Genomic DNA, 24763 nt, shown 5'->3' on the forward strand with positions numbered 1-24763 from the left:
CTGGTGAGACTACGCCAGCCATACGGCGCCACTGTATCCGTGTTTGTCCGACGCCACCCGGGGCATGTCAGAATGCGCACATCGTCGTGTGCCGGGCGTAGGGCCTGTCCTCCTTCTTCGATGCCGACCAGTACCACCGCGTTTTTTGCCACCTTCCTCTTCCTCGTGCACTGCGTGGGCGTGCTCACGGCCATCCATGCGGTGCTCACCGTGCGCACCTCGCAGGGCGCCATTGCCTGGGCCATCTCGCTGGTCACGCTGCCCGAGTTCACGCTGATCCCCTACCTGATCTTCGGGCGCAGCACCTTTGCCGGCTATGTGGATGCACGGCGTTTCCATAATGCCCGCCTGCGCGAGATCACCCTCTCGGACGATTGGCGCAGCCTGCGCGACCATGAATCCAGTGTGATCGAACCGCAGCACGCCAGCATGCAGGCCTTGCCGCGCCTGACCGGCATGCCTTGCCTGTCGCGCAACCGCGTGCGCCTGCTGGTGAACGGCGCTGAAACCTTCGAGGCCATCTTTGCCGCCATGGCCCAGGCGCGCCGCGTGCTGATCGTGCAGTTCTTCATCGTGCATGACGACACGCTCGGCCGCCGCCTGGCGGAGCTGATGCTCGAGCGCGCCCGCGCCGGCGTGCGCGTGTACTTCCTGTTCGACAGCATCGGCTGCCACGCCCTGCCCCGCCACTACGTGCAGCGCCTGATCGATGGCGGCATCCACGCCAAGCCGTTTGCCACGCACGGGGGCTTCGTCAACCGCTTCCAACTCAACTTCCGCAACCACCGCAAGCTGGTGGTGGTGGATGGCGAGCGCGCCTATGTCGGCGGGCACAACGTCGGCAACGAATACCTGGGCGAAAAGCCGCCACTCTCGCCGTGGCGCGATACGCATATCGAGATCGTTGGGGCAGCGGTGATGGACCTGCAGCTCACCTTTGCCGAAGACTGGTACTGGGCCGCGAAGGAAGTGCCGCAATTGATCGTGCCCGAACAGCGTCCGGTGGAAGACATGGTCTGCCAGGTCGTGCCCAGTGGCCCGGCCGACAAGCAAGAGACCTGCTCGCTGTTCTTCATGGAGGCCATCCAGTCGGCGCGCAAGCGGCTGTGGATCACCACGCCGTACTTCATTCCCGATGAGGCCGTGTTTGCCGCGCTGCGCCTGGCCGTGCTGCGTGGGGTGGATGTGCGCATCCTGATCCCCTCGCGGCCGGACCACCGCGTGGTGTTCCTGGCCTCGACGCTGTACGCGCATCAGGCCATCCGCGCGGGCGTGAAAATCTACCGCTACCTGCCCGGCTTCCTGCACCAGAAAGTCGTGCTGATCGACGACGACGCTGCCGCCGTGGGCAGTGCCAACCTGGACAACCGCTCGTTCCGCCTGAACTTCGAGGTGATGGTCATGACCGCCGACCACCGCTTCGCCAGCGACGTTGCACACATGCTCGACGCCGACTTTGCCGAAGCCACCCGCATCGGCCGTGACGAATACGAGCGCGCCCACCCGATGCGCCGCGTAATCATGCACGTAGCCAAGCTGTTCGCGCCGATCCTGTAGCCGCGCTTCGAATTCACCCGCAAGAAGCGGAGCGCCACAACGCAGCGCCGTCCCTAACCTGAAGCCCAACACTTTCAGGACTAGGAGACGTGCGATGTCCGCCCCCCTTGACTCATCGATCGACCGCCTGACTGCCGGCTTCAACCGGCTGGCGGGTTCCAACCTCGCCGCGCAATCCGCCGAGCAGATCGCGCTGGCCGCCATGCCGATGGTGGCGGTGCTCACCCTGCATGCCGATGCCAGTACAGCGAGCTGGCTGCAGGTGGCGCTCACGCTGCCGTTCGTGCTGTTTGCCATTCCCGTTGGGATGCTGGCGGACCGTTGGCCCAAGCGCACGTTGATGGCCGGGGCAGAAGCGGTGCGTGCAGCGGCACTGTTCGGGGTGGCAGGGCTGCTGCTCGCTGGCCAACTGAATCTGACAGCGCTGGTGATGCTGGGCTTCGTGGCGGTCTGCGGCACGGTGGTGTTCAGCGTGGCGGCACCGGCATTGGTGCCGTCGCTCGTGCCACCGGCAATGCTCTCGCGTGCCAACGGGCGCATCGAACTGGCGCGCACCGTGGCGTTTGCCTGCGGCCCGGCCATCGGTGGCGCGCTGATCGGCTGGACCGGCGCCATGACGGCCTTCGTGCTGGCCGCCGTGTTATCCGTTGGTGCAGCGGCGCTGCTGACGGGCGTGCCCTCACCCGCGCCTGTAGCACGGCGTGCGGCGCATCCGCTGCGCGACATCGCCGAGGGTGCGCGCTTCGTGTTCCGTCACCCGCTGCTGCGGCCGGTGTTCATCACGCAGTGTCTCTTCACGATGTCCTTTTTCATGGTGCTCGCCGTATTCGTGCCGTATGCGGCGCACCGGCTTGGGCTGTCGGCGCAGGCCATCGGGCTCACGCTTGGGATGTACGGTGCGGGCATGGTGATTGGCGCACTGCTGGCTGCACGCATCCTGGCGCGCTGGCGCTTTGGCCATGTGGTGGCAACCGGCCCCGTGTGCGGGCTGGCCGGCGGTGCCTTGCTGGCAGCGACGCTCTGGCAACCGTGGCCGCCGCTCGCCCACGCGGGGTTCTTCATGCTGGGGTGTGGGCCGATCCTATGGGTGGTCAGCACGACCACGCTGCGCCAGACGGTCACGCCACCCGCGCTGCTGGCACGCGTGTCGGCGGTGAACGTGATGTCGTACGGTGCACGGCCGGTGGGTGCTGCATTGGCGGCATGGTTGGCGGCGCAGGCGGGTATGGGTGCGTGCCTGCTGATGGCGCTGGCCGGCTTTGCACTGCAGTTGTTGTGCATTCTCCAGTCGCCGGCAGTCCGGCTCGCGCGTCAGCCGAGCCCGGATGACGCCGATACCGCGCTTAACCCAGCCTGACGCTATGGCGTCTGCGCATCGCGCCATGCACGCGGCGTCATGCCGAAGTGGGCGACGAACCAGCGCGTGAATGATGCCTGCCGCGTGTACCCCAGCAGCGCCGCCACGCGGCCGATCCGGTAACTCGGGTTGGCCATGTAGCGGACAGCCAGGTTGTGGCGCACCTCCTCCACCAGTTCGGAGAACGTGGCGCCGGCGGACTCCAACTGCCGCTGCAAGGTGCGTGCGCTCAGGTGAAGGTGCTCGGCCACCTGCTCCACCGAGGCACGCTCCAGCGGCAACAGCAGATACACCGCGCGCCGCACTTCCTGCACCACGGCATCCGGCCCCGATACGTTGAGTGGTTCAGCCAGGCTTTCTGCATAACGCACGAGCGCCGGGTCAGCGGCTGGGTTGGGCGTCTCCAGATCGGCTGCCACGCAGACGATGCCGTTGAAATCGCTGTCAAACACGATCGGGCAACCGAACACGCGCCGGTGCAGGCTGACATCCGCCGGGGCCGCATGCGTGAAGTGGATGCCGCGCGGCTTCCAGTGCGTGCCCAGCAGCGCACTGCAAATGCGGGCCAGCACACCCACGGCCAACTCGTTCGCCTGGCGCAGTGGCACGGGCGTCTCGGTGATGATCTCCTCGCGGATGACCACCATGTCGCCATCCGATTCCAGGTAGACCGCCAGTGCCTCGTTCATGAGATGGCGGTACTGGATGATGGCCTGCAACGCCTCGCGCAGGGTGCGTTTGTGGCCCAGCAGCAGGCCAAGCACGCCAAAGTCCAGCTCCTGCCGCGCCTCGGCCATCTGCAGGCCGAGTGTCGGGCATGGCGCACTGGCCGCCGTGAACTCCATCAACTGGCAGGTCGCCACCACGGGCACGAGCTGCTCCGTGTCGGCCAGCTTGGCGGGGTCGAGTCCCACCTGCCGCAATGCCTCCTGCGGGTTGAAGCCGAGCCGCCGCACGACCTGAAAATAGCCGTTCAGCGACCGGGCGCGCACCATTGTCTCCATGGATGTCCGCCAATATCAGGGGCCGCGTGGGCCCTCTTGGTGTTTACACGGAATGGCGCATAAAGAGAAAAACTTGGCGCCAAATGAGAAATACAACCCTACCGTCTCCCTATAGTGGAGTCCACCAGAGACATCCCCTACAGGAGACACACCGTGCAATTCCTCGATGATTCGCTGCACCCCGAGAACCAGGACAAGGTCGTCATCACCGTGGCCCCGTACGGCCCTGAATGGATGCCGGAGGACTTTCCGGAAGACATCCCGGTCACGATGGAAGAACAGGTGCAGAAGGCCGTGGACTGCTACAACGCCGGTGCCACCGTGCTGCACCTGCACGTGCGCGAGCTGGACGGCAAGGGCTCGAAGCGGCTGTCGAAATTCAACGAGTTGATTGCCGGCGTGCGCGCTGCGGTGCCGGACATGATCATCCAGGTGGGCGGTTCGATCTCGTTTGCGCCGGAAGACGAAGGCCAGGCCGCCAAGTGGCTGTCGGACGACACACGTCACATGCTGGCCGACCTGACCCCGACGCCCGATCAGGTGACCGTGGCCATCAACACCACGCAGATGAACATCATGGAGCTGCTGTATCCGGAATATCTGGAAGGCACCTCCCTGTCACACCCCGCGCTGCAGCAGGCCTACCGCGAGATGACCGTGCCGGCCGGCCCGCAATGGCTGGAGGAACACCTGCGCCGCCTGCAGGCTGCCGGCGTGCAGCCGCACTTCCAGCTCACCGGCATCCACGCGATGGAGACGCTGGAACGCCTGGTGCGCAAGGGCCTCTACAAAGGCCCGCTCAACCTCACGTGGATCGGCATTGGCGGCGGCTTTGACGGCCCCAACCCGTTCAACTTCTTCAACTTCATCCACCGCGCGCCGGATGGCTGCACGCTGACGGCCGAATCGCTGCTCAAGAACGTGCTGCCGTTCAACATGATGGCCATGGCAATGGGCCTGCACCCGCGTTGCGGCATTGAAGACACGATCATCGACCAGCATGGCAACCGCATGACCTCGGTGCAGCAGATCGAGCAATGCGTGCGCGTGGCAAAGGAACTCGGCCGCGAAATCGCCAGTGGCAAGGAGGCGCGCCAGATCTACCGCATCGGCACCTGGTACGACAGTGCCGAAGAAACGCTGGCAGCCCACGGCATGGCCCCCAACCGCGCGCCAAACGTGAAGAACCTGCCGCTGCGCGCGGCCTAAACTACAAGACGCACTTTCACCGGGCACAACACAGGCGGCGCTCAACGCAAGCGCCGCCACTCGGAGACAACCATGAATCTGCATGCTGCCGACCAGCACACAGGTGACCACGACGGCTACCTCGTCAGCCGACCCCAGGCGTGGTTCGCGTTTGCGATGACCTTTGCACTGATGCTGTTCGACTACATCGACCGGCAAGTCATCGTGTCGCTGTTCCCGCATCTGAAGACGGCCTGGGCGCTGTCGGATAAGCAGCTCGGTGCGCTGGTATCCGTCATCTCGATCGTGGTGGCAGTGGGCGGTTTGCCGGTGGCGCTGCTGGCCGACCGCTTCAGCCGCGTCAAGAGCATCGTCATCATGGCGACGGTGTGGAGCCTGGCAACCATCTCTTGCATGTTCACGCGCAACTACGCGCAGTTGTTCACCGCGCGTGCCATCGTAGGTGTGGGCGAAACCGGCTACGGCTCGGTGGGTGCAGCGCTCATCGCCAGCCTGTTCCCCAAGCGCCTGCGTGCCACGTTGATGGGCGCCTTCTTTGCGGCAGCATCCGTGGGCTCGGTGCTGGGTGTATTGCTCGGCGGTGTGATCGCGGCACGCTGGGGCTGGCAGGCAGCCTTTGGCGTGGTGGGCGTGCCCGGGTTGCTGCTGGCGCTGCTCTACGTATTTGTGCCGGACTACAAGACGGTGGCGATGGCACCCGGTGCGGCGCAGGCACGGCAGTCCGCTGGCACGCTCCTGCAACGCGTGGCTGGCGCACTCACCAATTCACGCACACTCTGGTGGACCTGCCTGGGCGCAGCCTTCCAGCTGATCGTTGTATCGACCATCTGGTCGTGGCTGCCGAGCTACCTGAACCGCTACCACGGCACACCGCCGGACCGCGCCGCGATGCAGGCCGCGCTGGTCGTGCTGTGCGGCGCGCTGGGAGCCTTCGTGTGGGGCGTGGTGGCCGACGTGGTGGCGGCACGCCGTCAGCGCAACCGGCTGATTGCCGTGGCGGCACTGGCCATTGTGACGCTGCTGGTGTTCACAACGGCTTTCGGCACGGCCATGCCAGCCAACCAGCAATTCCTGCTGATCGCCTTCGGTGGCTTCCTGATGACGTGCACGGTGGCGCCAGCCTCCAGCGTGGTGTTCGACGTGGTCCACCCGGGCGTGCGTTCCACAGGGGCTGCGGTGCTCTCGCTGTTCCAGAACCTGTTCGGTCTGGCGATCGGCCCGTTCGTGGGTGGCGCCATGTCCGACGCGTGGGGCCTGCAGACCGCACTGGCTGTCATGCCGATCTTCGGTGTGGTTGCAGCAGGCTGCTTCCTGCTGGCCGCGCGCAGCTACGAGGCTGAGTTGAAACGCGTGGCCAACGTATCGCTGGACGCAGCGCCCAACGCCACCCCAACCGCCGTGGCCTCTGCATGACGGCCTGATTCCGCTTAACCGCGCGCCGCCTCCCAAGGCAACCCGACGCCCTCTCCGCTTTGACCGCGGCTCGCCCAGCAAGCCGCGCAGGCGGCGCGCACCCCAAAACATCTGAGAAACACCAGGAGACACACATGGCAACAGCAGTCCGCTTCCACGAAACCGGTGGCCCCGAAGTCTTGCGTTGCGAGACGGTCGACGTTGGCCAGCCCGGCCCCGGCCAGGTCCGCCTGCGCCACGAGGCCGTCGGCCTGAACTTTGCCGATACCTACTTCCGCTCCGGGCTCTACCCCGTGCCGCGCCCCGCCGGCATGGGTGTCGAAGCCGCCGGCATCGTCGAAGCCGTGGGCGACGACGTGACCAACGTCGCCGTGGGCGACCGCGTGACGTACACCGGCTTCATCAACACGCTGGGCGCCTACAGCACCGAGCGCCTGATCCCAGCCGCACCGCTCATCAAGCTGCCGGATGCCATTGCCTGCGAAACCGCCGCCGCCATGACCATGCGCGGCCTGACCTCTGCCTACCTGCTGCGACGCATCTATCCGTTTGCCAAGGGCGACACGATCCTGCTGCACGCGGCTGCGGGCGGCGTGGGATTGATCGTCTCGCAGTGGGCCAAGCTGCTCGGGCTCACGGTGATCGGCACCGTATCGAGCGAAGCCAAGGCGGACATCGCACGCACACATGGCTGCGACCACGTCATCAACTACACACATGAAGACGTTGCCAAGCGCGTGCGCGCGCTGACCGATGGCGTGGGTGTAAACGTGGTGTTCGACAGCGTGGGCAAGAGCACCTTCGAAGCCTCGCTCGATTCGCTCAAGCGGCGCGGGCTGATGGTGTGCGTGGGCACGGCCTCGGGCCCGATCCCCCCGTTCAATCCGCAATTGCTGGCGATGAAGGGCTCGCTCTACATGACGCGCCCGGCACTGGCGGATTACATCGCCGATCCGGCTGAGAAAGCCGAGCTGGCGGGTGAACTGTTCGACCACGTCGCAGCCGGCCGCATCCAGATCGAGATCCACCAGCGCTACGCACTGGAAGACGCCGTGCAGGCGCACCGTGACCTGGAAGCGCGCAAGACGACCGGCTCGTCCGTGTTCGTCATCTGAGGTGGCGCCATGCGTGTCGAACAACTGACCAACGCGCTGGGTGCCGAACTGACTGGCGTGCAACTGGCCGATGCAGTGCAAGACGAAGCTCTGTTTGCGGAGATCCGCGCCGCGCTGCTCCAGCACCGCGTAATCTTCCTGCGCGATCAGGAGCTGAGCCGCGCGCAGCACGTCGCCTTCGCGCGCCGCTTTGGCGATCTCGAAGATCATCCCGTGGCCGGCAGCGACCCCGAGCACCCCGGCCTCGTGCGCATCTACAAGACCCCCGACCAGCCGAACGACCGCTACGAAAACGCGTGGCACTCCGACACGACGTGGCGCGAGGCGCCGCAATTCGGCGCCGTGCTGCGCTGCGTAGAATGCCCGCCGGTGGGCGGCGACACCATGTGGGCCAACATGGCGCTGGCCTACGACAAGCTGCCGGATGACGTGAAGCCGGAGATAGCCGACCTGCGCGCCCGCCACAGCATCGAAGCGAGCTTTGGTGCCGCCATGCCGATCGAGAAGCGCCTCGCGCTCAAGGCCCAGTACCCCGATCCCGAACACCCCGTGGTCCGCACGCACCCCGAGACCGGCGAGAAAGTGCTGTACGTGAACGGCTTCACCACGCACTTCACGAACTACCACACGCCCGCGCGCGTGCGCTACGGGCAGGACGCCACGGGTGGTGCGTCGGAGCTGCTGCGCTACCTCATCAGCCAGGCGTACATCCCGGAATACCAGGTGCGCTGGCGCTGGAAGCCCAACAGCGTCGCCATCTGGGACAACACCGCCACGCAGCACTACGCGGTCATGGATTACCCGCCGTGCCACCGGAAGATGGAGCGCGCCGGGATCATCGGCAGCAAGCCGTTCTAACGACCGCCGGGGCACGTGGCATACCCCAAGCACCCGGCGGCGATCGCACCAAAAGAGGAGACCCAGCAACATGAAGAGCAAGCACATCGCCCCCATTGCACCGATCGCCCTGCTGGCCTGCGCCGGCGCGGCCTGCGCGCAATCGAGCGTGACGCTGTATGGCGTGGTGGATACCAACATCGAATACGCCACCAACCTGGCGGGCGCCACGCCCGGCAGTTCAGGCAACCGCGTGTCCATGCAGAGCGGTGGGCTTTCGGGCTCGCGCTGGGGCCTGCGTGGTGTGGAAGACCTTGGCGGTGGCCTGAGCGCGCTCTTCGTGCTGGAGAGCGGCTTTGCGAGCGACACCGGGCAATCGCAGCAAGGGGGTCGCCTGTTCGGCCGCCAGGCTTACGTGGGGCTGAAGAGCAGCACGGTGGGCCAATTCACGTTCGGCCGCCAGTACACAACGCTGTTCCAGATGCTGGCCAACTTCGAGCCGATGTCGTACTCCACGCAGTACGAACCGGCCGCGGTGCAGACCGGTGTCAATTTCCGCTCGGACAACACCGCCATGTACACCGGCACCTTTGGTCCGGTCACGGCGCAGGCACATTGGTCGTTCGGTACCGGTGCACCGAGCGTCAATCCAACCGGCGGCGGCAACGGTGAAGTGCCCGGCCAGGCACGCCGCGACAGCGGCTATGGTGCGGGCGCGGCCTACATGGCCGGCCCCATCGGCGCCACGCTCGTGTACGACCAGTACAACCCGAGCGTGCCGCTGGGTGGTGGTGCGTTCAGCTCGGGCACCGTGCGCAAGGCGGCCATTGCGGGCAGCTATCTGTTTGGCGATGTCATCAAGATCATGGGCGGCTACCGCTGGGGCCAGAACAAGAACGCCAACGGCAGTGTGGCCCTGCGCGACGACTACTACTGGGCCGGCGTGAACTACCAGGCGACCAATGCGCTGATGCTGTCGCTCGAGTACTCGTATCAGAAGATCAAGATGATCAACAGCACGCCATCGACCCAGCCGAACCCGTGGCAGGTGGCCTTCATTGCCGACTACACGCTCTCCAAGCGCACGGACCTGTACCTGAGCACCGCCTACGCACGCAATGCAGGGTTGGCGCTCGACCAAGCCACGGTGGACCTCAATGCAACGGGTTACGGCCTGGCCGCCGGCAAGACCAGCATGATCGGCATGGCGGTCGGCATCCGCCACAAGTTCTGAGCGCCCCACACCACGGGAGGCGGTTGCCGCCGTCTCCCCGGTCGGCATTCGAGGAGGGCGACCTCCTCGTTTTTTTCCACGCCCACACCTTCGTTCTCTGTTGATGCAAACGCAAACCACTCCGACGATCCTCATGGTGCCCGGCCTGCGGGACCACGTAGCCGACCACTGGCAGACGCTGCTGCAGGCCGCGTTGCAAGGCAATGGATGCAAAGCTGAATCGGTGCCGCCACTGGAAGCCGACAAGCTCAGTTGCGCGGCGCGTGTCGCGGCGCTGGACAAGGCGGTCTCCGCAATCAATGGACCGGTGATTCTGGTGGCACACAGCGCAGGTGTGATGATCACCGTGCATTGGGCGCGGCATCATGCGCGCAGCATCCACGGTGCGCTGCTTGCCACCCCAGCCGACCTGGATACACCGCTACCCTCGGGCTATCCAACGCATGACGTGTTGCAGAAAAACGGCTGGCTACCCTGCCCGCGCCGTCCGCTGCCGTTTCCGAGCATCGTCGCGGCCAGCCGCAACGACCCGCTGGCATCTTACGAGCGCATCGCGGGCATGGCCGACGACTGGGGCAGCCGGCTGGTCGATCTGGGGGATGTCGGACACCTGAACCCCGCCGCTGGCTTTGGGCCGTGGCCGCAGGCACAGGCGCTCATCGATGCGTTGCGTTGAATCGGAGGGCGACATGTCGCGCGCTGTCTCGATTCCCGCGACGGAGCTGCCGCCGGGTCAGCGCAGGCTGGTGTTCATAGAGGGCCGCAGCCTGGTGCTGTTCAACATTGATGGCACGGTCTACGCCATCGACAACACGTGTCCGCATCAAGGGGCATCACTGGCCGGTGGAAAGCTGGAAGGCACGCGGCTGCAATGTCCGGCACACGGGCTGCACTTCGATTTGGCTGCGAGCGACACCGCCGCGCTATGCCTCAAGCGCTTTCCGGTCAGCGCTACCGACGGCATGCTGACCGTAAAGCTGGAAAACCCACCGCCCGCTGGATAGTGCGGTGCGGCGAGTGTGGCATCACACCATGCGGCGGATACCGAAGCGTTGCGCGCGTCGGCGCCACACCAAACCGTAGTACGCCCCCTGCATCACGAACATGGCGATGAACGCAGCAGGATACGCTGCCCAGATGCCATCGGTGCCGATGTGCCGGCTCAGCATCCACGCCACCGGCACTTCCACCGCCGCAATGGCAACGATGGAAATGGCCGTGGGCGCCATCACCGTGCCGCTGGCGCGCATCACGCCCGAGAACACGCTCGCCATACCGAAGATGACCGAGCTCCACAGCGAGATGTGCAGCAGGCTCTGGGCCAGGCTCATCACCTCGGTATTCGTGGTGAACCAGCCAATCACGGAACGCGAGAACAGCAGCGCCAGCACCACCAGCAGCCCGGTAATCGCGACGTTGAGCATCAGCCCGGTGCGGGTGATGGCATCGAGCCGATCCGTATTGCCCGAGCCAATGGCCTGCGCCCCCAGGATCGACGCGGTAATGGCGATCGACATGGCCGGGAACTGCACGTAGCTGATGATCTGCGTGCCGGCGCCATAAGCGGCCGTGGCATCCGACCCGAAGCTGTTGACGAACGACAGCAGCGCCAGCTCTGCAATCGAGATCACCACAAGCTGAACGCCCGTCGGCACGCCGATCTTCAGAACCGTCCTGAGCACGCCAAAGTCCACCCACAGATGCCGTGCCAGCACGGCATCCGGCGCGAGCGGATGGTTGCGGCGGCGCAGGAAAAACGCCAGCCACACCAGCGCCACCGTGAACGAAATGATCGTTGCCACGGCACCGCTGGCCACGCCCAGTTGCGGCAGGCCAAACCAGCCGCGAATGAACGTCGGCGTGAGCACCAGCCCAATCGACGTGGACAGCGCCAGCGTACGCAATGGCGTGCGCGTGTCACCCACGCCGCGCATCATCGCGGTGGCCAGCAGGTAGACGAACAGACCCGGCATGGCGTAGAGCATGACGCTGGCATAGAGCGTGGCGTCCTGCAGGATGTCGGCCGGCGTACCGAGCCAGCGCAGCAGCGCCTGCGCGAATGGGCCGCCCAGCAGCGCCACGGCCAGGCCCACGGCAAAGCCGACCGACAGCGTGGTGCCCGCCACGGTCTTCATCGCCTCTGGTTTCTTGGCGCCCCACGCCTGCCCGATCAGCACCGCCGCACCCGAGCCCAACCCGATGATGAAGGCGATGAAGAAGAACAGGATGGGGAAGAACGCCGACACCGCGCCCAGCGCCTTCACGCCCAGCATGTGCCCGACGTAGACGTTGTTGAGCGTGCCCGACAACGATTGCAGGATGTTGGCCAGAATCAGTGGCCCGAGAAAGGACACGAAGGTCCGCCACAGCGGACGCGCTGCAGTGGGATGGGTTTGGGGAGTGCTCATACGGTTTGTTGTCCTTCTTCTTGTATGGGGGAGTCCGCTGCAGCGAAGGCGCGCTGCGCCAGCCCGCGCGCATGGTCGCGCACGTCGACAGGCCAATGCTCGGTGCAAGCGGCAAAGCGTTCAGCATCGCCGGAAAACAGCGCGCGCAACGCATCTTCATAGGCAGGCGCATTGCCCGCCATGGCCGACAGGAAACCATACGCGACATCGGTTGCGGCGCGCTGACGGTCGCGTGCCTCGGTCGCGCGGCGTGCGGCTTCCACGAGCTTGCGCAACGTCACCGACGCCCCGCCCGGCTGCGAGGCCAGCCATTCCCAATGGCGCGGCAGCAGCGTCACCTCGCGCGCGGTCACGCCCAGTTTCGGGCGACCGGGGCCACGCGGCTGCGCCGGTTCTTCGGGGATCTCGGGAACGGATTGGACAGGAAGCCGCGCCAGCACATCATCAACCGAGCCACGCAGGTCAAGCTCGACCACATCGCTGGTGGCATCGTCAAAGACGAGCACGGCAGCATCGGCATGGTGGTCGACGTAGGCTTTGACCGCTTGCGCTACATCACGCAGCGGGCCGGCGGCAACGCGCCGCGCGCCGGCAAACGCCGTACAGGTCACAACCGATGCGGGATGCATGAAGAGGCTCCAGTCGAACAAAGGAGCCGATTCTACCCGGGTTTAATTTGACGTCAATATCTTCCGGGTAGAAATAGGTTGTAGCGCGGCATGTGGCGTCATCACGTGCCGCAGCGGGGCCAATCAGGCCGCCTGCTGCACCCACGCCTCCACCAGCAAGCGCTTCAGTTCCGGCACGCAGGAGCCGCAGTTGCCGCCGGCTTTCAGGCAGGCCGTGATCTCGCCCGTAGATTGCAGCCCCTTGGTGCGGATGGCGTCACAGATGGTGTTGCGGCCAACGCCAAAGCATGAGCACACGGTCGGCCCCACGTCGGCACCGGCCTCGATCGGCTGGCCGAGCAGCACGCCTGCGCGGTCGAGGTCTTCCAGACGCGCCTGCGCGAACAGCCCCGCCAGCCAATTGCGCGACGGCAGGTCCGGGCGGGGCGAAAGAAACACGCAGGCCTCGATGCGGTCATCCACCACATGCACGGCACGGTAGACGCGTGCCGTCTTGTCTTCGTATTCGAGCCAATCGGCATGCGGGTCCGTCACGCGGAGCAGCGTGCGCGCCCAGTCACGCACCGAACCGAGCTGCTGGCGCCCTGCCAGCTCATAGCGCACGAACTGCTTGCCCTGGATGCGCGTCCACCACGTGGCGTCATCGGTGTCCAACCCGCGGCGCGAGAGCACGAAGCCGTGCCACGCCACGTCAAACGGCTCGACCATCACCGGCGTGTGTTTGAACTCGGGCTCACCCGACACTGGATCGACCACCGGATTGACCACCGCACCGACGCGCGCGTCGGAAGCGAACTGCCCATTCCAGTGGATTGGCACAAACACACTGCCGCGCGCGATACCGCCCGTCATACGCACACGCGCCACCATGCTGCCCCAGCGCGACGACACGCGCGCCAGGCTGCCTTCACGCACGCCGGCCAACAGTGCGTCGTGCGGGTGCAGATCGACGAACGGTTCGGGCACGTGATCCGCCAACTTGGGCGCGCGGCCAGTCCGCGTCATGGTGTGCCACTGGTCGCGCACGCGGCCGGTGTTGAGGATGAGCGGGTATTCGCCGTCTGCCTTATGCGCGGGTGCGCGAGCAGACGTCGGCACGAAGCGCGCGCGGCCATCGGCATGAGCGAAGCGACCGTCGCTGAAGAGGCGCGCTTCACTGCTGCCCGGCATGGCGACAGGCCATTGCACGGGCGCCATGTCGTTGTAGGCGTCCGTGTCGAGCCCCGTCAGGCCGCCAAGGTGGAATGCCCGCCGAACACCTTGCATGCCGCTTGCGTCGTTGGCGTAGGCGGATAGGCGCGCGTGCTCGTCGAATACGTCGCGCGGGCGCTTGAAATCGAAGCCGTCGTAGCCCATGCGGCGCGCGACGTCGGCGATGATGTCCCAGTCTGCGCGTGCCTCGCCGGGTGCCGGCAGGAAGGCGCGCTGACGCGAGATGCGGCGCTCGGAATTCGTCACCGTACCGTCTTTCTCACCCCAGCCGAGTGCGGGCAGCAGGATGTCGGCCAGCACGGTGGTATCGGTGGCTTCCACGATGTCGGAGGCGACGACGAGTTCGCACTTGGCCAGCGCGCGGCGCGCCTGGTCGGCATCGGGCAGGCTGACCACGGGGTTGGTGCCCATGATCCACACGGCCTTCACGCGCCCGTCTTCAATGGCTTCAAACAGGTCGACCGCCTTCAGCCCCACCTTGTCGGCCATGCGCGGGGCGTTCCAGAACGTCTGCACCAGCGCGCGATGCACAGGCTCGTTCAGCTCCATGTGCGCGGCCAGCATGTTGGCGAGGCCGCCTACCTCGCGGCCACCCATCGCATTCGGTTGGCCGGTAATCGAGAACGGCCCCATGCCCGCACGGCCGATACGGCCCGTGAGCAGGTGGCAGTTGATGATGCTGTTGACCTTGTCGGTGCCCGCCGTCGATTGATTCACGCCCATCGAGAACGCGGTGATGGTGCGCTCGGTATTGGCAAACCAGTTGTAGAACGTGAGCAAGTCGTCGAGCTTGAGCTTGCAGGCCTTGGCCACGGCTTCGACGTCTTCGCTCTCAGTACCAGCAGCGGCCAGCGCTGCGTCGGGGCCGTTGGTATGCAGGGTGACGAAGTTGCGGTCCACCACGCCGCGCCGCGAGAGGAACGACAACAAACCGTTGAACAGCCAGACGTCCGTGCCTGGCCTGATGGGCAGGTGCAGATCCGCCAGTTCGCACGTGGCCGTGTGGCGCGGGTCGACCACCACCACCCTCATCTCCGGGCGCGCCTCCTTGGCACGCGCGATGCGCTGGAACAGGATCGGGTGGCACCACGCGGTGTTGGAGCCGACCAGCACGATCAGATCCGCCGCTTCCAGATCGTCGTAGCAAACGGGCACGAGGTCTTCGCCAAACGCGCGCTTGTGCCCTGCCACGGCCGACGACATGCACAGCCGCGAGTTGGTATCGATATTGGCCGTGCCGATGAAGCCCTTCGTGAGCTTGTTGGCGACGTAGTAGTCCTCGGTCAGCAGTTGGCCGGAGACGTAGAGGGCGACGGCGTCGGGGCCGTGTTGGTCGATGATGCGGCGAAAGCCTTGGGCGACGGTATCCAGTGCGGTGTCCCAGGACACGCGCTGCAGCGGTGCAGGTTTTGCCAACTGCGGCGCATCCACATCGTGTGAACGCTCGCGCATGGCTGGGTACAGCAGGCGCCCATCAAGGCTGACGGTCTCACCCAGCGCCGAACCCTTTACGCACAGGCGCCCCGTGTTGGATGGGTGCGCCGGATCACCCACGATGCCGACGCTGCCATCCGCCTGCGGGGTCGCCAGCACGCCGCAGCCGACGCCGCAGTACGGGCACGTCGTACGCACCGTGTCAGTGGCCGGAAGGATGGGGATGGTCGTCATCGTCATGGGTTGGCCTTGGGTTCTTGCGGAAAATCAGGCGGCTTCTGCCTCGCACAGCGCGCGGCCAAACAACAGGCGCTGGCGGATCGGCGTGATGGGGGTCTGGCGCTGGATCAGGTCGAAGTACCACGGGCCGTCGGCCACGTCGCCATACAGCACTGCGCCGACGATGCGTTCGTCCTTGAGCACGAGACGCTTGTAGACGCCGCGGCGCGGGTCGCGCAGCACGATGTCTTCGGTGCCATCACCGCCGATGAAATCGCCGGCGGAATAGAGATCGACGCCCGTGACCTTCAGCTTGGTCGCCGTGGCCTGCTGGATGTAGCGACGGTGTCCGGCGCCGGCCAGGTGGGCGGCACACACGCGGGCCTGGTCCCAGATGGGTGCGACGAGACCGAAGGTGGCGCTGCGGTGCTGCACGCATTCGCCCACGGCGTAGATGCGCGGGTCGTACGTTTGCAGCGTGTCGTCGACGACGATGGCGCGTTCGCAATGCAGGCCGGCGGCCTTGGCGAGTTCAATATTCGGGCGCACGCCGGCCGTCATGACAACGAGGTCGGCGGGGATCTGCGTGCCGTCTTTGAAGCGGACGGCGGTCACGCGGTCAGTACCGAGCAGTTCGGCCGTGTGCGCGCCGAGCAGGAAGCGCAGGCCCTTGGCCTCCAGCGCCTTCTGCAGCAACTGCGCGGCGGGCTTGTCGAGCTGGCGCTCCATCAGCGTGTCCGGCAGGTGCACAACGGTCACGTCCATGCCCTGGCGCATCAGGCCATTCGCCGCTTCCAGCCCCAGCAGGCCGCCGCCGATGACGACGGCATGCCGATGGTTGCGCGCCGCCTCCAGCATCGTCTCCACGTCCTGGATGTCGCGGAAGGCGATCACGCCCGGCAGCAGGTGCCCCGGCACCGGCAAGATGAACGGCCGCGATCCAGTGGCGATCAGCAGACGGTCATAGCGCATCTCTACACCGTCGCGCGAGCGCAGCGTGCGGCGCGGGCGGTCGATATTTACCACCGGGTCGCCCGCGTGCAGTGTGATGTGGTTCTGCGCATACCACTCACGCGTGTTGAGCATGATGTCGTCGACCTGCTTCTCGCCCGCCAGCACGGGGGATAGCAGGATGCGGTTGTAGTTGCCGTGTGGCTCTTCGCCAAACACGGTGATGTCGTACAGGTCCTGCGCCAGCTTGAGCAGCTCTTCGACCGTGCGCATGCCGGCCATGCCGTTGCCGATGACGACCAGCTTGGGGCGCACGGTCCGGGCATTCATACGGCCACCCAAACACGTCCGTCTTCCACCTTCGCCGCGTACGCGTGCACCGAGTTGGCCGGCGCTTCCAGGCACTCCCCCGTGGCCAAGTCAAAGTGCTGCTTGTAGATCGGCGACGCCACAACGATGCGCTCGCCCAGGTTGCCGACAAGCCCGCGCGACAGCACCGCCGCATCGGAGTTGGGGTCGTAGTTGGCGATAGCGTAGACGTGCTGCGGCGCGCTACCAGCGACGTGGAACACGGCGACCTGCTCGTCGCCCACCAGCGCGCACACGCCGGTATTCGGGACGATGTCGTCCAGGGCACAGATGGGGGTCCAGTGGTTGGCTTGCATGATGATCTCTGGTCAGAAACGGGGGCCGAAAAAACAAAAGGCGTCCGGGAACCGGGAAGTGCTCCGATTCCGGGACGCCGTTGTCCAAGTGGGCCTCGGGCTACCGAGGCCTTATTGCTACACAATCAGATCGCCGTTGACCTGTGCCATCGTGCAATGCAACACCCATGCCAGGGTGGAAAATGCCGCAACCACGAGAGTTTGTGAACGCTTGTCGACCCAATGGATGCAGTACACAACGTTGCGGCGCACGGCGCGGGTGCATCGACGCCCGGTTGTGGTGCAGCACAACATCCGTGCTGTGAGACGCCACCGCCCTGGCCCAAAACTCCTCACGGTCAAAGTGCAAGTGCACCTGGCTACCTAAACAATCCGCGTGGCGCTGTAAATTAGGCCAATTCTTTTTTTGATCGATTGAATTAATTTAACAAAAACACAATTAACACCTGATGTTTGTTATGGAAATATCTGCCCCCCATCAAAATCCACAAGAAGGGGAAGGAATTGCACAATCCATTTCATTCCAAGATAGGAAAACCACACCGCCCATTGCTTTCGGCAACCAGCGCGGCCATTGCATTGTTGCTGTCCCTCACGTTGACGGCATGCGGATCGGGAGACGATTCGCCTGTTGCGGCCATGGAACCGCAAGCCGCGTCCCTCGCCACGGCCAGCGTAGAAGAGCGCCAATTCGATCAGTTCAATGTCCAAGCCTTGCCAGAGGCTGCCGACACCGATCGGTTCATCGTCAAGTACAAAGAGAATTCACGCCAACGCCGGGACGCCACGAGTATCGACGCGCGCGTGAATGAGCGCACCCGTTCGATGCGCACGCATGCGCGGCACTCGCACCGCCTTGCCACGGGCGCAGACGTTATCGTCACGGATCGCAAGCTGACGCGAGAAGAGGCGAAGGCGTACATGCAGCAGGTCTATGCGGATCCAGAGGTGGAATACATTGAGCCGGATGTCGCCATGTACGCGGATATGACCCCCAACGATCCGCAATACTATGCTCAAGGGGCCTACCTAAAACCTCAAGGCCGCTATCTAGGCGGCATCAACGCCGAAGAGGCTTGGGATATCGCAAATGGCTCTGGCGTGGTCATTGCGGAGTTGGACTCCGGAATCGCTCACCACGCCGATCTTGATGACAATGTCCTTCCTGGGATTGATATCAGGTTGGGACGATTTACCGGAGATGGACGCGATCCTGGAGCAAGCTGCGCTGACTGGCATGGTACCCATGTCGCAGGAACGCTTGCCGCAAGCACCAATAACGGGCTGGGAGTGGCAGGGACGGCCTGGGGCGCAAAAATTGTACCGGTTCGCGTACTAAGTTCATGCGGACTCGGTTTCGGTTCGGACGTTGCCTCGGGGATTATCTGGGCTTCAGGCGGCGTCGCTCCTGGCGCTCCAATCAATCCACATCCTGCCCAAGTGCTAAACCTGAGTCTCGGTGGCGCGGGTACCTGTAGCCGTACCATGCAGGACGCCATCGATGATGCAACAAGCCGTGGTGCCATTGTGGTTGTGGCGGCAGGAAATAGTACCGAGGACACCGCTTTACATCAGCCCGCGAACTGTAATCACGTGATTACCGTTGCATCCTCTTCACCATACGGAGCAGCGTCAAGCTTTTCGAACTTTGGCGACAAAGTCGATATCTCTGCCCCAGGAGAATCAATCTACTCAACATTAAAACGCGGAACTGATTCATCTGCCATAGACAGCTATGGTCAGCTCAGTGGCACATCCATGGCAGCACCACATGTTGCCGGTGTCGTCGCGTTAATGCAGTCCGTCGCAAAAACACCCTTGACGACGTCGGCAGTCAAAACGATTCTTGCCCAAACCGCTAGAGCGTTCCTGACCACACCTCCTTACCCCATGGGGGCAGGCATTCTCGACGCAAAGGCTGCGGTCATGGCCGTATGCAACGATTGCACCGCCAAGCCACCAGTGGTGGTAACGCCCCCGGAACCTCTCGTCACTGCGGCGGACTTTATCGTGACAGAGTGGACTAGAACGAATAGCTTTGTCTTTCAAAATACGTCCACTGCCAAGTCCGGAACCAAATTGGTCTCCGTGATCTACGACTTTGATGATGGTCGAGGTCCGCATGACTATACCGTTCTGCCACCTGGCTTCAAGCTGATCTACAACTTCAATGATGGGACCAGAATCTACAACGTGAAGCTAACGGTGACAGACAGTGATGGAGGAATCGACACCATCGTGAAGCCCGTGTCAGTTATCGAAGATTAGAATCCGGCACAAAATCCTCATGTTTAGTGACCAGCCGATGACCTACCCGGCCACCGGCTGGTTCCCGATTTCAGCCTTCGTCCCGAGGCGCACATCGGATTGTGGACACCCACCCTTGGTTACTCCGGGGAATGCGGGATGCTGCACCATCAAGCCGCCTCAGCCACCACAGGAATCCGCACCGGCCGCGTCTTACTGCGCTCGTCCATGGTCGCCGGTCGAATCTGCCCCCGCTCCTCAACAAACACGACGTTCGCATCCTTCGCGTCGCTGTTGACGAAGTGGCGGAAGCGCTTGCGCACCTCGGGGTTGGTCACGGCGGTCCTCCATTCGTCCTGGTAGGTGTCGACCACGTGCTGCATCTCGGTTTCCAGTTCAGCCGCAATGCCCAGCTTGTCGTTGATGACCACGTCCTTCAAGTAGTCGAGGCCGCCTTCGAGGTTGTCGCGCCACGTGCTGGTGCGTTGCAGGCGGTCAGCCGTGCGCACGTAGAACATCAGGAAGCGATCGACGTACTTGATGAGCGTGGCTTGGTCGAGGTCCGCAGCCAGCAGTTCGGCATGACGGGGCTTCATGCCGCCGTTGCCGCACACGTACAGATTCCAGCCCTTCTCGGTGGCGATGATGCCGACGTCCTTGCCTTGCGCCTCAGCGCATTCGCGTGTGCAGCCCGACACGCCAAATTTGATCTTGTGCGGCGAGCGCAGGCCCTTGTAGCGGTTCTCCAGCGCAATCGCAAAGCCCACCGAATCGCCCACGCCATAGCGGCACCACGTGGAGCCCACGCACGACTTCACCGTGCGCAGCGATTTGCCGTACGCATGGCCCGACTCGAAGCCGGCCGCGATCAGCTCTTCCCAGATCAGCGGCAGTTGCTCCAGGCGCGCGCCGAACAGGTCCACGCGCTGGCCACCGGTGATCTTGGTGTACAGGCCGTACTTCTTAGCGACCTGGCCGACGGCGATCAGGCCGTCCGCCGTCACCTCGCCGCCCGGCATGCGCGGCACCACGGAGTACGTGCCGTCCTTCTGAATGTTCGCCAGGAAGTAGTCGTTGGAATCCTGCAGGCTGGCGTGCTCCTTCTTGAGCACGAAGTCGTTCCAGCACGAAGCCAGAATGCTCGCCACGGCCGGCTTGCAGATGTCGCAGCCTATGCCGTGGCCGTGCGCTTCCAGCAGCGCCTCGAACGACTGGATGCGGCCAACGCGTACCAGGTGATACAGCTCCTGGCGCGAATACGGGAAGTGCTCGCAGATGTGGTTGTTGACCGCCAAGCCTTGCTTCTTCATCTCGGCCTTCATCACCTGCGTCATCAGCGGCACGCAGCCGCCGCACGAGGTGCCGGCCTTCGTTGCATCCTTGAGCGCGCCCACGGTGGTGGCGCCACCGCACACGGCCTGGCACAGCGCGCCCTTCGACACGTCGTTGCACGAGCAGATCTGTGCGCTGTCGGGCAGTGCATCCACGCCCAGTGCCGGGCGGGCATTGCCATCGGCCTGCGGAAGGATCAGGAATTCCGGCGCCTCGGGCAGTTCGATGCGGTTGAGCATCATCTGCAGCAGCGTGCCGTATTCGGTGGCATCACCCACCAGCACGCCGCCCAGCAGGTACTTGCCGTCTTCCGACACCACCAGCTTCTTGTAGATCTGCTTGCGCTCGTCAGTGAACTGCACGGTGCGGCTGCCCGGGGTGGTGCCTTGCGCATCGCCCAGGCTGGCCACGTCCACGCCCATCAGCTTGAGCTTGGTGCTCATGTCCGCGCCGCTGAACTCGGTCGCATCATCGGCAGCCAGGATCTGCTTGGCGGTGATGCGCGCCATTTCATAACCGGGTGCGACCAGGCCGTAGACCTTGCCGCCCCACAGCGCGCATTCGCCAATGGCGTAGACGTCCGGCGCCGAGGTGCGGCACTCGGAGTCGATCACGATGCCACCGCGCTCGCCCACCTCCAGGCCGCAAGCGCGTGCCAGCTCATCACGCGGGCGGATGCCGGCAGAGAACACAACCATGTCGGCATCCAAGTGCGTACCGTCTGCGAAGTTCAGACGATGCGTGCCGTCTTCACCATCGACAATCTCGACGGTGTTCTTTTGCGTGTGGACGGTCACGCCCAGGTCTTCGATCTTTCGGCGCAGCATGCGGCCGCCGCCGTCGTCCACCTGCATGGCCATCAGGCGGCCGGCGAACTCGACCACGTGCGTTTGCAGGTGCATGTCGCGCAGCGCCTTGGCGCATTCCAGGCCCAGCAGGCCGCCGCCGATCACCACGCCGGTCTTGGCGCGCTGGCCGCATTCGGCCATCGCTTCCAGGTCTTCGATGGTGCGGTAGACGAAGCAATCCTTGCGGTCCTTGCCCGGCACAGGCGGCACGAAGGGCGACGAGCCGGAAGCGATCACCAGCTTGTCGTACGGCAGCACCTCGCCGGTAGAAGCCGTCACCGTTCTAGCGACGGTATCGATGGCGGTGGCACGCGCGTTGAGCTTGAGGACCACGTCGTCGCGATCGAAGAAGCCGGGGGTCACCAGCGAGAGATCCTCCGCCGTCTTGCCCGCGAAGAATTCCGACAGGTGCACACGGTCGTACGCGGGGCGCGGCTCTTCGCACAGCACCGTCACTTGCAGGTGATGGCCCGGCGCGTGCAGCAGGCTTTCCAGAAACTTGTGGCCCACCATTCCGTGGCCGATGACGACGATCTTCATGGTCATGGTGATGTTCTCCGTAGGTGCAATCAGGCGCCGCCAGCGGCCGCCAGCGTGTTGTCGTACAGCGCTTGTTCGCGCGCCTTGTGTTCTGCCGAGAAGCGCACGGCCACGGCGCAGATGGCCGACAGCGCCACCAGCGCGCCGAGGATGGACAGCGTGGTCTGCATATCGCCCATACCCTTGAGCAGGAAGCCCGCGGCCACCGCGCCAGCGTTGCCGCCTGCACCGATGATCCCGGCCACGCCGCCCAGCGCGCGGCGATCAATGAACGGCACCAGCGCGTACGTCGCGCCGCACGCCATGTGTGTGAAGAGGCCGAAGCCGAGCATGGCCAGCACCGCCACGGTGACGCTGCCTGCATGCGCGAAACCGAACAGGCCCAGGCCCTCGCCTACCATCAGCACGCACAGCAGTTGGGTGCGGGCATCCAGGCCGCGCTTGGCTGCCACGCGGTCTGACACGATGCCGCCCAGCGCACGGGCGAACAGCGCCAGCAGACCGAAGCTGGCCGCAGCCATGCCGGCAGCCGACAGCGACAGGCCAAAGTGATCGACGTAGTACGTGGCGGCGATGTTGTGGATGAAGATCTCCACACCAAAGCACGCGCCGTAAGTGATGAACAGCAGCCACACGCGGTAGTTGCCTGCCGCCGTGACGAAGCTGCTCCAGCCGCCCTTCTTGCCGCCGTCGATGGTCTTGCCGGCAGCGCGCAGCTCGCTGAAGTTGCCTTCCGGGCAGTCCTGCGTATAGCGCCAGTAGAGCGCGGCCACGATCAGCATCGCCACACCCGGCACCACCATGGCGAGGCGCCACCCCATGCTTTGCGTCACGCCCATCGTTACGATGGCGGTCAGCAGCAGCGGCATCGTGCCTTGCGCTACGCCGCCACCCGCATTGCCCCAGCCGGCTGCCGCAGCGTTGGCCGTGCCCACCACGTTGGGCGCGAACATGACCGACGTGTGGTACTGCGTGATGACGAAGCTCGCGCCGATCGCGCCGATCGCCAGGCGGAAGAACAGGAAGGCCTCATAGCTCTGCGCCAGCGCCACGCCCAGCACGGGGACGGCACCGAGCACCAGCAACCCGGTATAGGTCTTGCGCGGGCCGAACCGGTCACACAGCGGGCCGACAATCAGGCGCACCAGAATCGTCACCGCCACCGCGGCGATGTTGATGTTGGCGATCTGTCCGGGTGTGAGATGAAACTCGCCCTTGAGCACCGGCATGAGCGGCGCGCAGGCAAACCACGCATAGAAACACACGAAGAACGCGAGCCACGTCAGATGAAAGGCGCGCATCTGCGGTGTGCGCAGGCTGAACAGATCGATTCGGGTGGCTTTGCCGGTCATGTCGAATCCCGCTTCCGAAAAAAAAGAAAGGCGCCCGAGAACCGGGCTGTACTTGCCAGGTTCTGGGACGCCGTTGTCCAAAAAGCCCTGAGCACCAGGGCCGTCACCACGAAGAGCGCGAATCGCCATTGACCCGCGCAATGGTGCTACGCAACAGGTGTGCCAAGACTGCAAAGCCTTGATCTATCGCGGTTTGCGGAGAAATGCGCAGCGAGCGTGCCTCACATGCAAGCGCCACGTCGCACGGTTTCAGTGCGTGGGTGGTTCGTTATGGTGCGGTACAGCAATCGCGCCGCATGCGTGGACAGGGCAGCCGAAGGCAACAGCGCATCACATGCGCACACTGCCAAGTAGGAACAGGTCGAATGGAGGGGTCAGTACCCGTGTGTCACGAGTGACAGCACAGACAGGTCCGGATGCGTACCGTCGATGATGCTGCGCGCAACGTGCACCGCTTCCTCCATCGCCGCTTCCGGGCTGCGGAAGCTGTCGTCGCCATCGGCATGGAAGGGCACAACGTGGCCGGGCTGCGCCGGATTGGCGCCGGGGTGGCAGACGTAACCGGTGTAGGTGTACCGCGTGCTGTCAGCCCGCATTGGGCTGGGCGACACGTGAATCTCGAACCCTTCGTAGAGTTCTTGCGGCGGGGATGGCTGGTCAGACATGGTGACCTCGCGTGGGTATAGCGTGTACCGGCCGCACCGGCGCTTGTGGCGCGGCGTGGCTGTCTTGTACCAACCAGTCTAGGTGATGGAGAGCGTTGCGGAATCCGGCGGTTTGGAGGGAATGAGGACTGCTGCGTTGCGGCCAGGCCTGCGCCGGAGGCGCTGGCCGCATCGGTGTCGCTATGCGCGTTTGATGAGCCGGAGGATGAACAGCAGGATCACCGCACCGATCACCGCCGTGATGATCGAGCCGATCCACCCGCCACCCAGCGAGATGCCCAGCACCCCTGCCAGCCATCCGCCAATGAATGCGCCGACGATGCCGACCACGATGTCGACGAAGATGCCAAAGCCGCCGCCCTTGACCAGCAGGCCGGCCAGCCAGCCAGCCACTGCGCCGATGATCAACCAGGCAATCAAACCGTGTGAGGCCATGTTTCCGCTCCTGAGGATGTGCGTTTTGAGGGATGTTGCTGCATAGGCATAGTAGGCGAAGACCACACTTTCGCCATGTGGCGATTTCGTGGTTTTTGCA

The 24763-nt window shown here is 64.6% G+C and carries 20 protein-coding genes; 10 read left to right on the forward strand and 10 right to left on the reverse strand.

The features are described from left to right. The first annotated feature begins 120 nt into the window (after window positions 1-120). Window positions 121-1557, forward strand: a complete 1437-nt coding sequence (cls, locus tag ACS13N_RS18605) for a cardiolipin synthase (protein ID WP_438933099.1) — start codon at window positions 121-123, stop codon at window positions 1555-1557. 94 nt (window positions 1558-1651) lie between these two features. Further along, the gene (locus ACS13N_RS18610) at window positions 1652-2914 is read left to right on the forward strand and encodes an MFS transporter (protein WP_438933100.1); all 1263 of its coding nucleotides are present in this window, start codon (window positions 1652-1654) and stop codon (window positions 2912-2914) included. Window positions 2915-2916: 2 nt separating this feature from the next. Here the strand turns inward: ACS13N_RS18610 and ACS13N_RS18615 are convergent, their stop codons facing one another. Beyond that, entirely contained in the window at window positions 2917-3918 is a 1002-nt protein-coding gene (locus ACS13N_RS18615; protein WP_438933101.1) for an AraC family transcriptional regulator, read from the reverse strand. Between the two features lie 153 nt (window positions 3919-4071). On the opposite strand from ACS13N_RS18615, the gene ACS13N_RS18620 reads away from it, so the two are divergent. The 7 genes from ACS13N_RS18620 to ACS13N_RS18650 all read left to right on the forward strand — a co-directional run bounded on the left by ACS13N_RS18620 (window position 4072) and on the right by ACS13N_RS18650 (window position 10730). Continuing rightward, complete coding sequence (locus tag ACS13N_RS18620; RefSeq protein ID WP_438933102.1) at window positions 4072-5127, forward strand: 3-keto-5-aminohexanoate cleavage protein; 1056 nt, start codon at window positions 4072-4074, stop codon at window positions 5125-5127. 72 nt (window positions 5128-5199) lie between these two features. After that, window positions 5200-6540, forward strand: a complete 1341-nt coding sequence (locus ACS13N_RS18625; RefSeq protein ID WP_438933103.1) for an MFS transporter — start codon at window positions 5200-5202, stop codon at window positions 6538-6540. Window positions 6541-6674: 134 nt separating this feature from the next. Beyond that, window positions 6675-7655, forward strand: coding sequence for a quinone oxidoreductase family protein (locus ACS13N_RS18630; protein WP_438933104.1), 981 nt, complete (start codon window positions 6675-6677; stop codon window positions 7653-7655). Window positions 7656-7664: 9 nt separating this feature from the next. Next, window positions 7665-8513, forward strand: coding sequence for a TauD/TfdA dioxygenase family protein (locus ACS13N_RS18635; protein WP_438933105.1), 849 nt, complete (start codon window positions 7665-7667; stop codon window positions 8511-8513). A 70-nt stretch (window positions 8514-8583) separates the two neighbouring features. After that, window positions 8584-9726: a porin gene (locus ACS13N_RS18640; RefSeq protein ID WP_438933106.1), complete on the forward strand. Its 1143-nt coding sequence runs from the start codon at window positions 8584-8586 to the stop codon at window positions 9724-9726. A gap of 103 nt (window positions 9727-9829) precedes the next feature. Beyond that, window positions 9830-10402, forward strand: coding sequence for an RBBP9/YdeN family alpha/beta hydrolase (locus ACS13N_RS18645; protein ID WP_438933107.1), 573 nt, complete (start codon window positions 9830-9832; stop codon window positions 10400-10402). A 13-nt stretch (window positions 10403-10415) separates the two neighbouring features. Continuing rightward, window positions 10416-10730, forward strand: a complete 315-nt coding sequence (locus tag ACS13N_RS18650) for a Rieske (2Fe-2S) protein (protein WP_438933108.1) — start codon at window positions 10416-10418, stop codon at window positions 10728-10730. Between the two features lie 21 nt (window positions 10731-10751). Here the strand turns inward: ACS13N_RS18650 and ACS13N_RS18655 are convergent, their stop codons facing one another. The 5 genes from ACS13N_RS18655 to nirD all read right to left on the reverse strand — a co-directional run bounded on the left by ACS13N_RS18655 (window position 10752) and on the right by nirD (window position 17244). Beyond that, complete coding sequence (locus tag ACS13N_RS18655; RefSeq protein WP_438933109.1) at window positions 10752-12134, reverse strand: MATE family efflux transporter; 1383 nt, start codon at window positions 12132-12134, stop codon at window positions 10752-10754. Then, window positions 12131-12763, reverse strand: coding sequence for a DUF2239 family protein (locus ACS13N_RS18660; protein WP_438933110.1), 633 nt, complete (start codon window positions 12761-12763; stop codon window positions 12131-12133). Before ACS13N_RS18660 ends, ACS13N_RS18655 begins: the two co-directional genes overlap by 4 nt. A 123-nt stretch (window positions 12764-12886) precedes the next feature. Next, window positions 12887-15649, reverse strand: coding sequence for a molybdopterin-dependent oxidoreductase (locus ACS13N_RS18665; RefSeq protein WP_438933111.1), 2763 nt, complete (start codon window positions 15647-15649; stop codon window positions 12887-12889). 27 nt (window positions 15650-15676) lie between these two features. After that, window positions 15677-16909 carry an NAD(P)/FAD-dependent oxidoreductase gene (locus tag ACS13N_RS18670; protein ID WP_438933112.1) on the reverse strand — a complete coding sequence of 411 codons (1233 nt, stop codon included), beginning with the start codon at window positions 16907-16909 and terminating at the stop codon, window positions 15677-15679. Beyond that, on the reverse strand, window positions 16906-17244 hold the full coding sequence (nirD, locus tag ACS13N_RS18675; protein ID WP_438933113.1) for a nitrite reductase small subunit NirD: 339 nt from the start codon (window positions 17242-17244) through the stop codon (window positions 16906-16908). Before nirD ends, ACS13N_RS18670 begins: the two co-directional genes overlap by 4 nt. Window positions 17245-17697: 453 nt before the next feature. Here nirD and ACS13N_RS18680 point away from each other — a divergent pair, with 453 nt between their 5' ends. After that, a complete protein-coding gene (locus ACS13N_RS18680) occupies window positions 17698-19512 on the forward strand; it encodes a S8 family serine peptidase (protein WP_438933114.1) in 1815 nt (604 codons plus the stop codon). 149 nt (window positions 19513-19661) lie between these two features. Here ACS13N_RS18680 and nirB read toward each other — a convergent pair whose 3' ends face one another. The 4 genes from nirB to ACS13N_RS18700 form a co-directional block, all read right to left on the reverse strand. After that, a complete protein-coding gene (nirB, locus tag ACS13N_RS18685; RefSeq protein ID WP_438933115.1) occupies window positions 19662-22217 on the reverse strand; it encodes a nitrite reductase large subunit NirB in 2556 nt (851 codons plus the stop codon). Between the two features lie 23 nt (window positions 22218-22240). Next, window positions 22241-23563 carry an MFS transporter gene (locus ACS13N_RS18690; RefSeq protein WP_438933116.1) on the reverse strand — a complete coding sequence of 441 codons (1323 nt, stop codon included), beginning with the start codon at window positions 23561-23563 and terminating at the stop codon, window positions 22241-22243. A 374-nt stretch (window positions 23564-23937) separates the two neighbouring features. Further along, on the reverse strand, window positions 23938-24228 hold the full coding sequence (locus ACS13N_RS18695) for a hypothetical protein (RefSeq protein WP_438933117.1): 291 nt from the start codon (window positions 24226-24228) through the stop codon (window positions 23938-23940). A gap of 180 nt (window positions 24229-24408) precedes the next feature. Beyond that, window positions 24409-24663: a GlsB/YeaQ/YmgE family stress response membrane protein gene (locus tag ACS13N_RS18700; RefSeq protein ID WP_438933118.1), complete on the reverse strand. Its 255-nt coding sequence runs from the start codon at window positions 24661-24663 to the stop codon at window positions 24409-24411. Window positions 24664-24763 lie beyond the last annotated feature (100 nt).

Source organism: Ralstonia sp. 24A2, from assembly GCF_051783885.1.
Taxonomy (GTDB): Bacteria; Pseudomonadota; Gammaproteobacteria; order Burkholderiales; family Burkholderiaceae; genus Ralstonia.

Bases quoted from the DNA above. Each gene is read 5' to 3' on its own strand.
- cls (WP_438933099.1), top strand. From the start codon at position 121: ATGCCGACCAGTACCACCGCGTTTTTTGCCACCTTCCTCTTCCTCGTG.
- ACS13N_RS18610 (WP_438933100.1), top strand. From the start codon at position 1,652: ATGTCCGCCCCCCTTGACTCATCGATCGACCGCCTGACTGCCGGCTTC.
- ACS13N_RS18615 (WP_438933101.1), bottom strand. From the start codon at position 3,918: ATGGAGACAATGGTGCGCGCCCGGTCGCTGAACGGCTATTTTCAGGTC.
- ACS13N_RS18625 (WP_438933103.1), top strand. From the start codon at position 5,200: ATGAATCTGCATGCTGCCGACCAGCACACAGGTGACCACGACGGCTAC.
- ACS13N_RS18630 (WP_438933104.1), top strand. From the start codon at position 6,675: ATGGCAACAGCAGTCCGCTTCCACGAAACCGGTGGCCCCGAAGTCTTG.
- ACS13N_RS18635 (WP_438933105.1), top strand. From the start codon at position 7,665: ATGCGTGTCGAACAACTGACCAACGCGCTGGGTGCCGAACTGACTGGC.
- ACS13N_RS18640 (WP_438933106.1), top strand. From the start codon at position 8,584: ATGAAGAGCAAGCACATCGCCCCCATTGCACCGATCGCCCTGCTGGCC.
- ACS13N_RS18645 (WP_438933107.1), top strand. From the start codon at position 9,830: ATGCAAACGCAAACCACTCCGACGATCCTCATGGTGCCCGGCCTGCGG.
- ACS13N_RS18650 (WP_438933108.1), top strand. From the start codon at position 10,416: ATGTCGCGCGCTGTCTCGATTCCCGCGACGGAGCTGCCGCCGGGTCAG.
- ACS13N_RS18655 (WP_438933109.1), bottom strand. From the start codon at position 12,134: ATGAGCACTCCCCAAACCCATCCCACTGCAGCGCGTCCGCTGTGGCGG.
- ACS13N_RS18660 (WP_438933110.1), bottom strand. From the start codon at position 12,763: ATGCATCCCGCATCGGTTGTGACCTGTACGGCGTTTGCCGGCGCGCGG.
- ACS13N_RS18665 (WP_438933111.1), bottom strand. From the start codon at position 15,649: ATGACGATGACGACCATCCCCATCCTTCCGGCCACTGACACGGTGCGT.
- ACS13N_RS18670 (WP_438933112.1), bottom strand. From the start codon at position 16,909: ATGAATGCCCGGACCGTGCGCCCCAAGCTGGTCGTCATCGGCAACGGC.
- nirD (WP_438933113.1), bottom strand. From the start codon at position 17,244: ATGCAAGCCAACCACTGGACCCCCATCTGTGCCCTGGACGACATCGTC.
- nirB (WP_438933115.1), bottom strand. From the start codon at position 22,217: ATGACCATGAAGATCGTCGTCATCGGCCACGGAATGGTGGGCCACAAG.
- ACS13N_RS18690 (WP_438933116.1), bottom strand. From the start codon at position 23,563: ATGACCGGCAAAGCCACCCGAATCGATCTGTTCAGCCTGCGCACACCG.
- ACS13N_RS18695 (WP_438933117.1), bottom strand. From the start codon at position 24,228: ATGTCTGACCAGCCATCCCCGCCGCAAGAACTCTACGAAGGGTTCGAG.
- ACS13N_RS18700 (WP_438933118.1), bottom strand. From the start codon at position 24,663: ATGGCCTCACACGGTTTGATTGCCTGGTTGATCATCGGCGCAGTGGCT.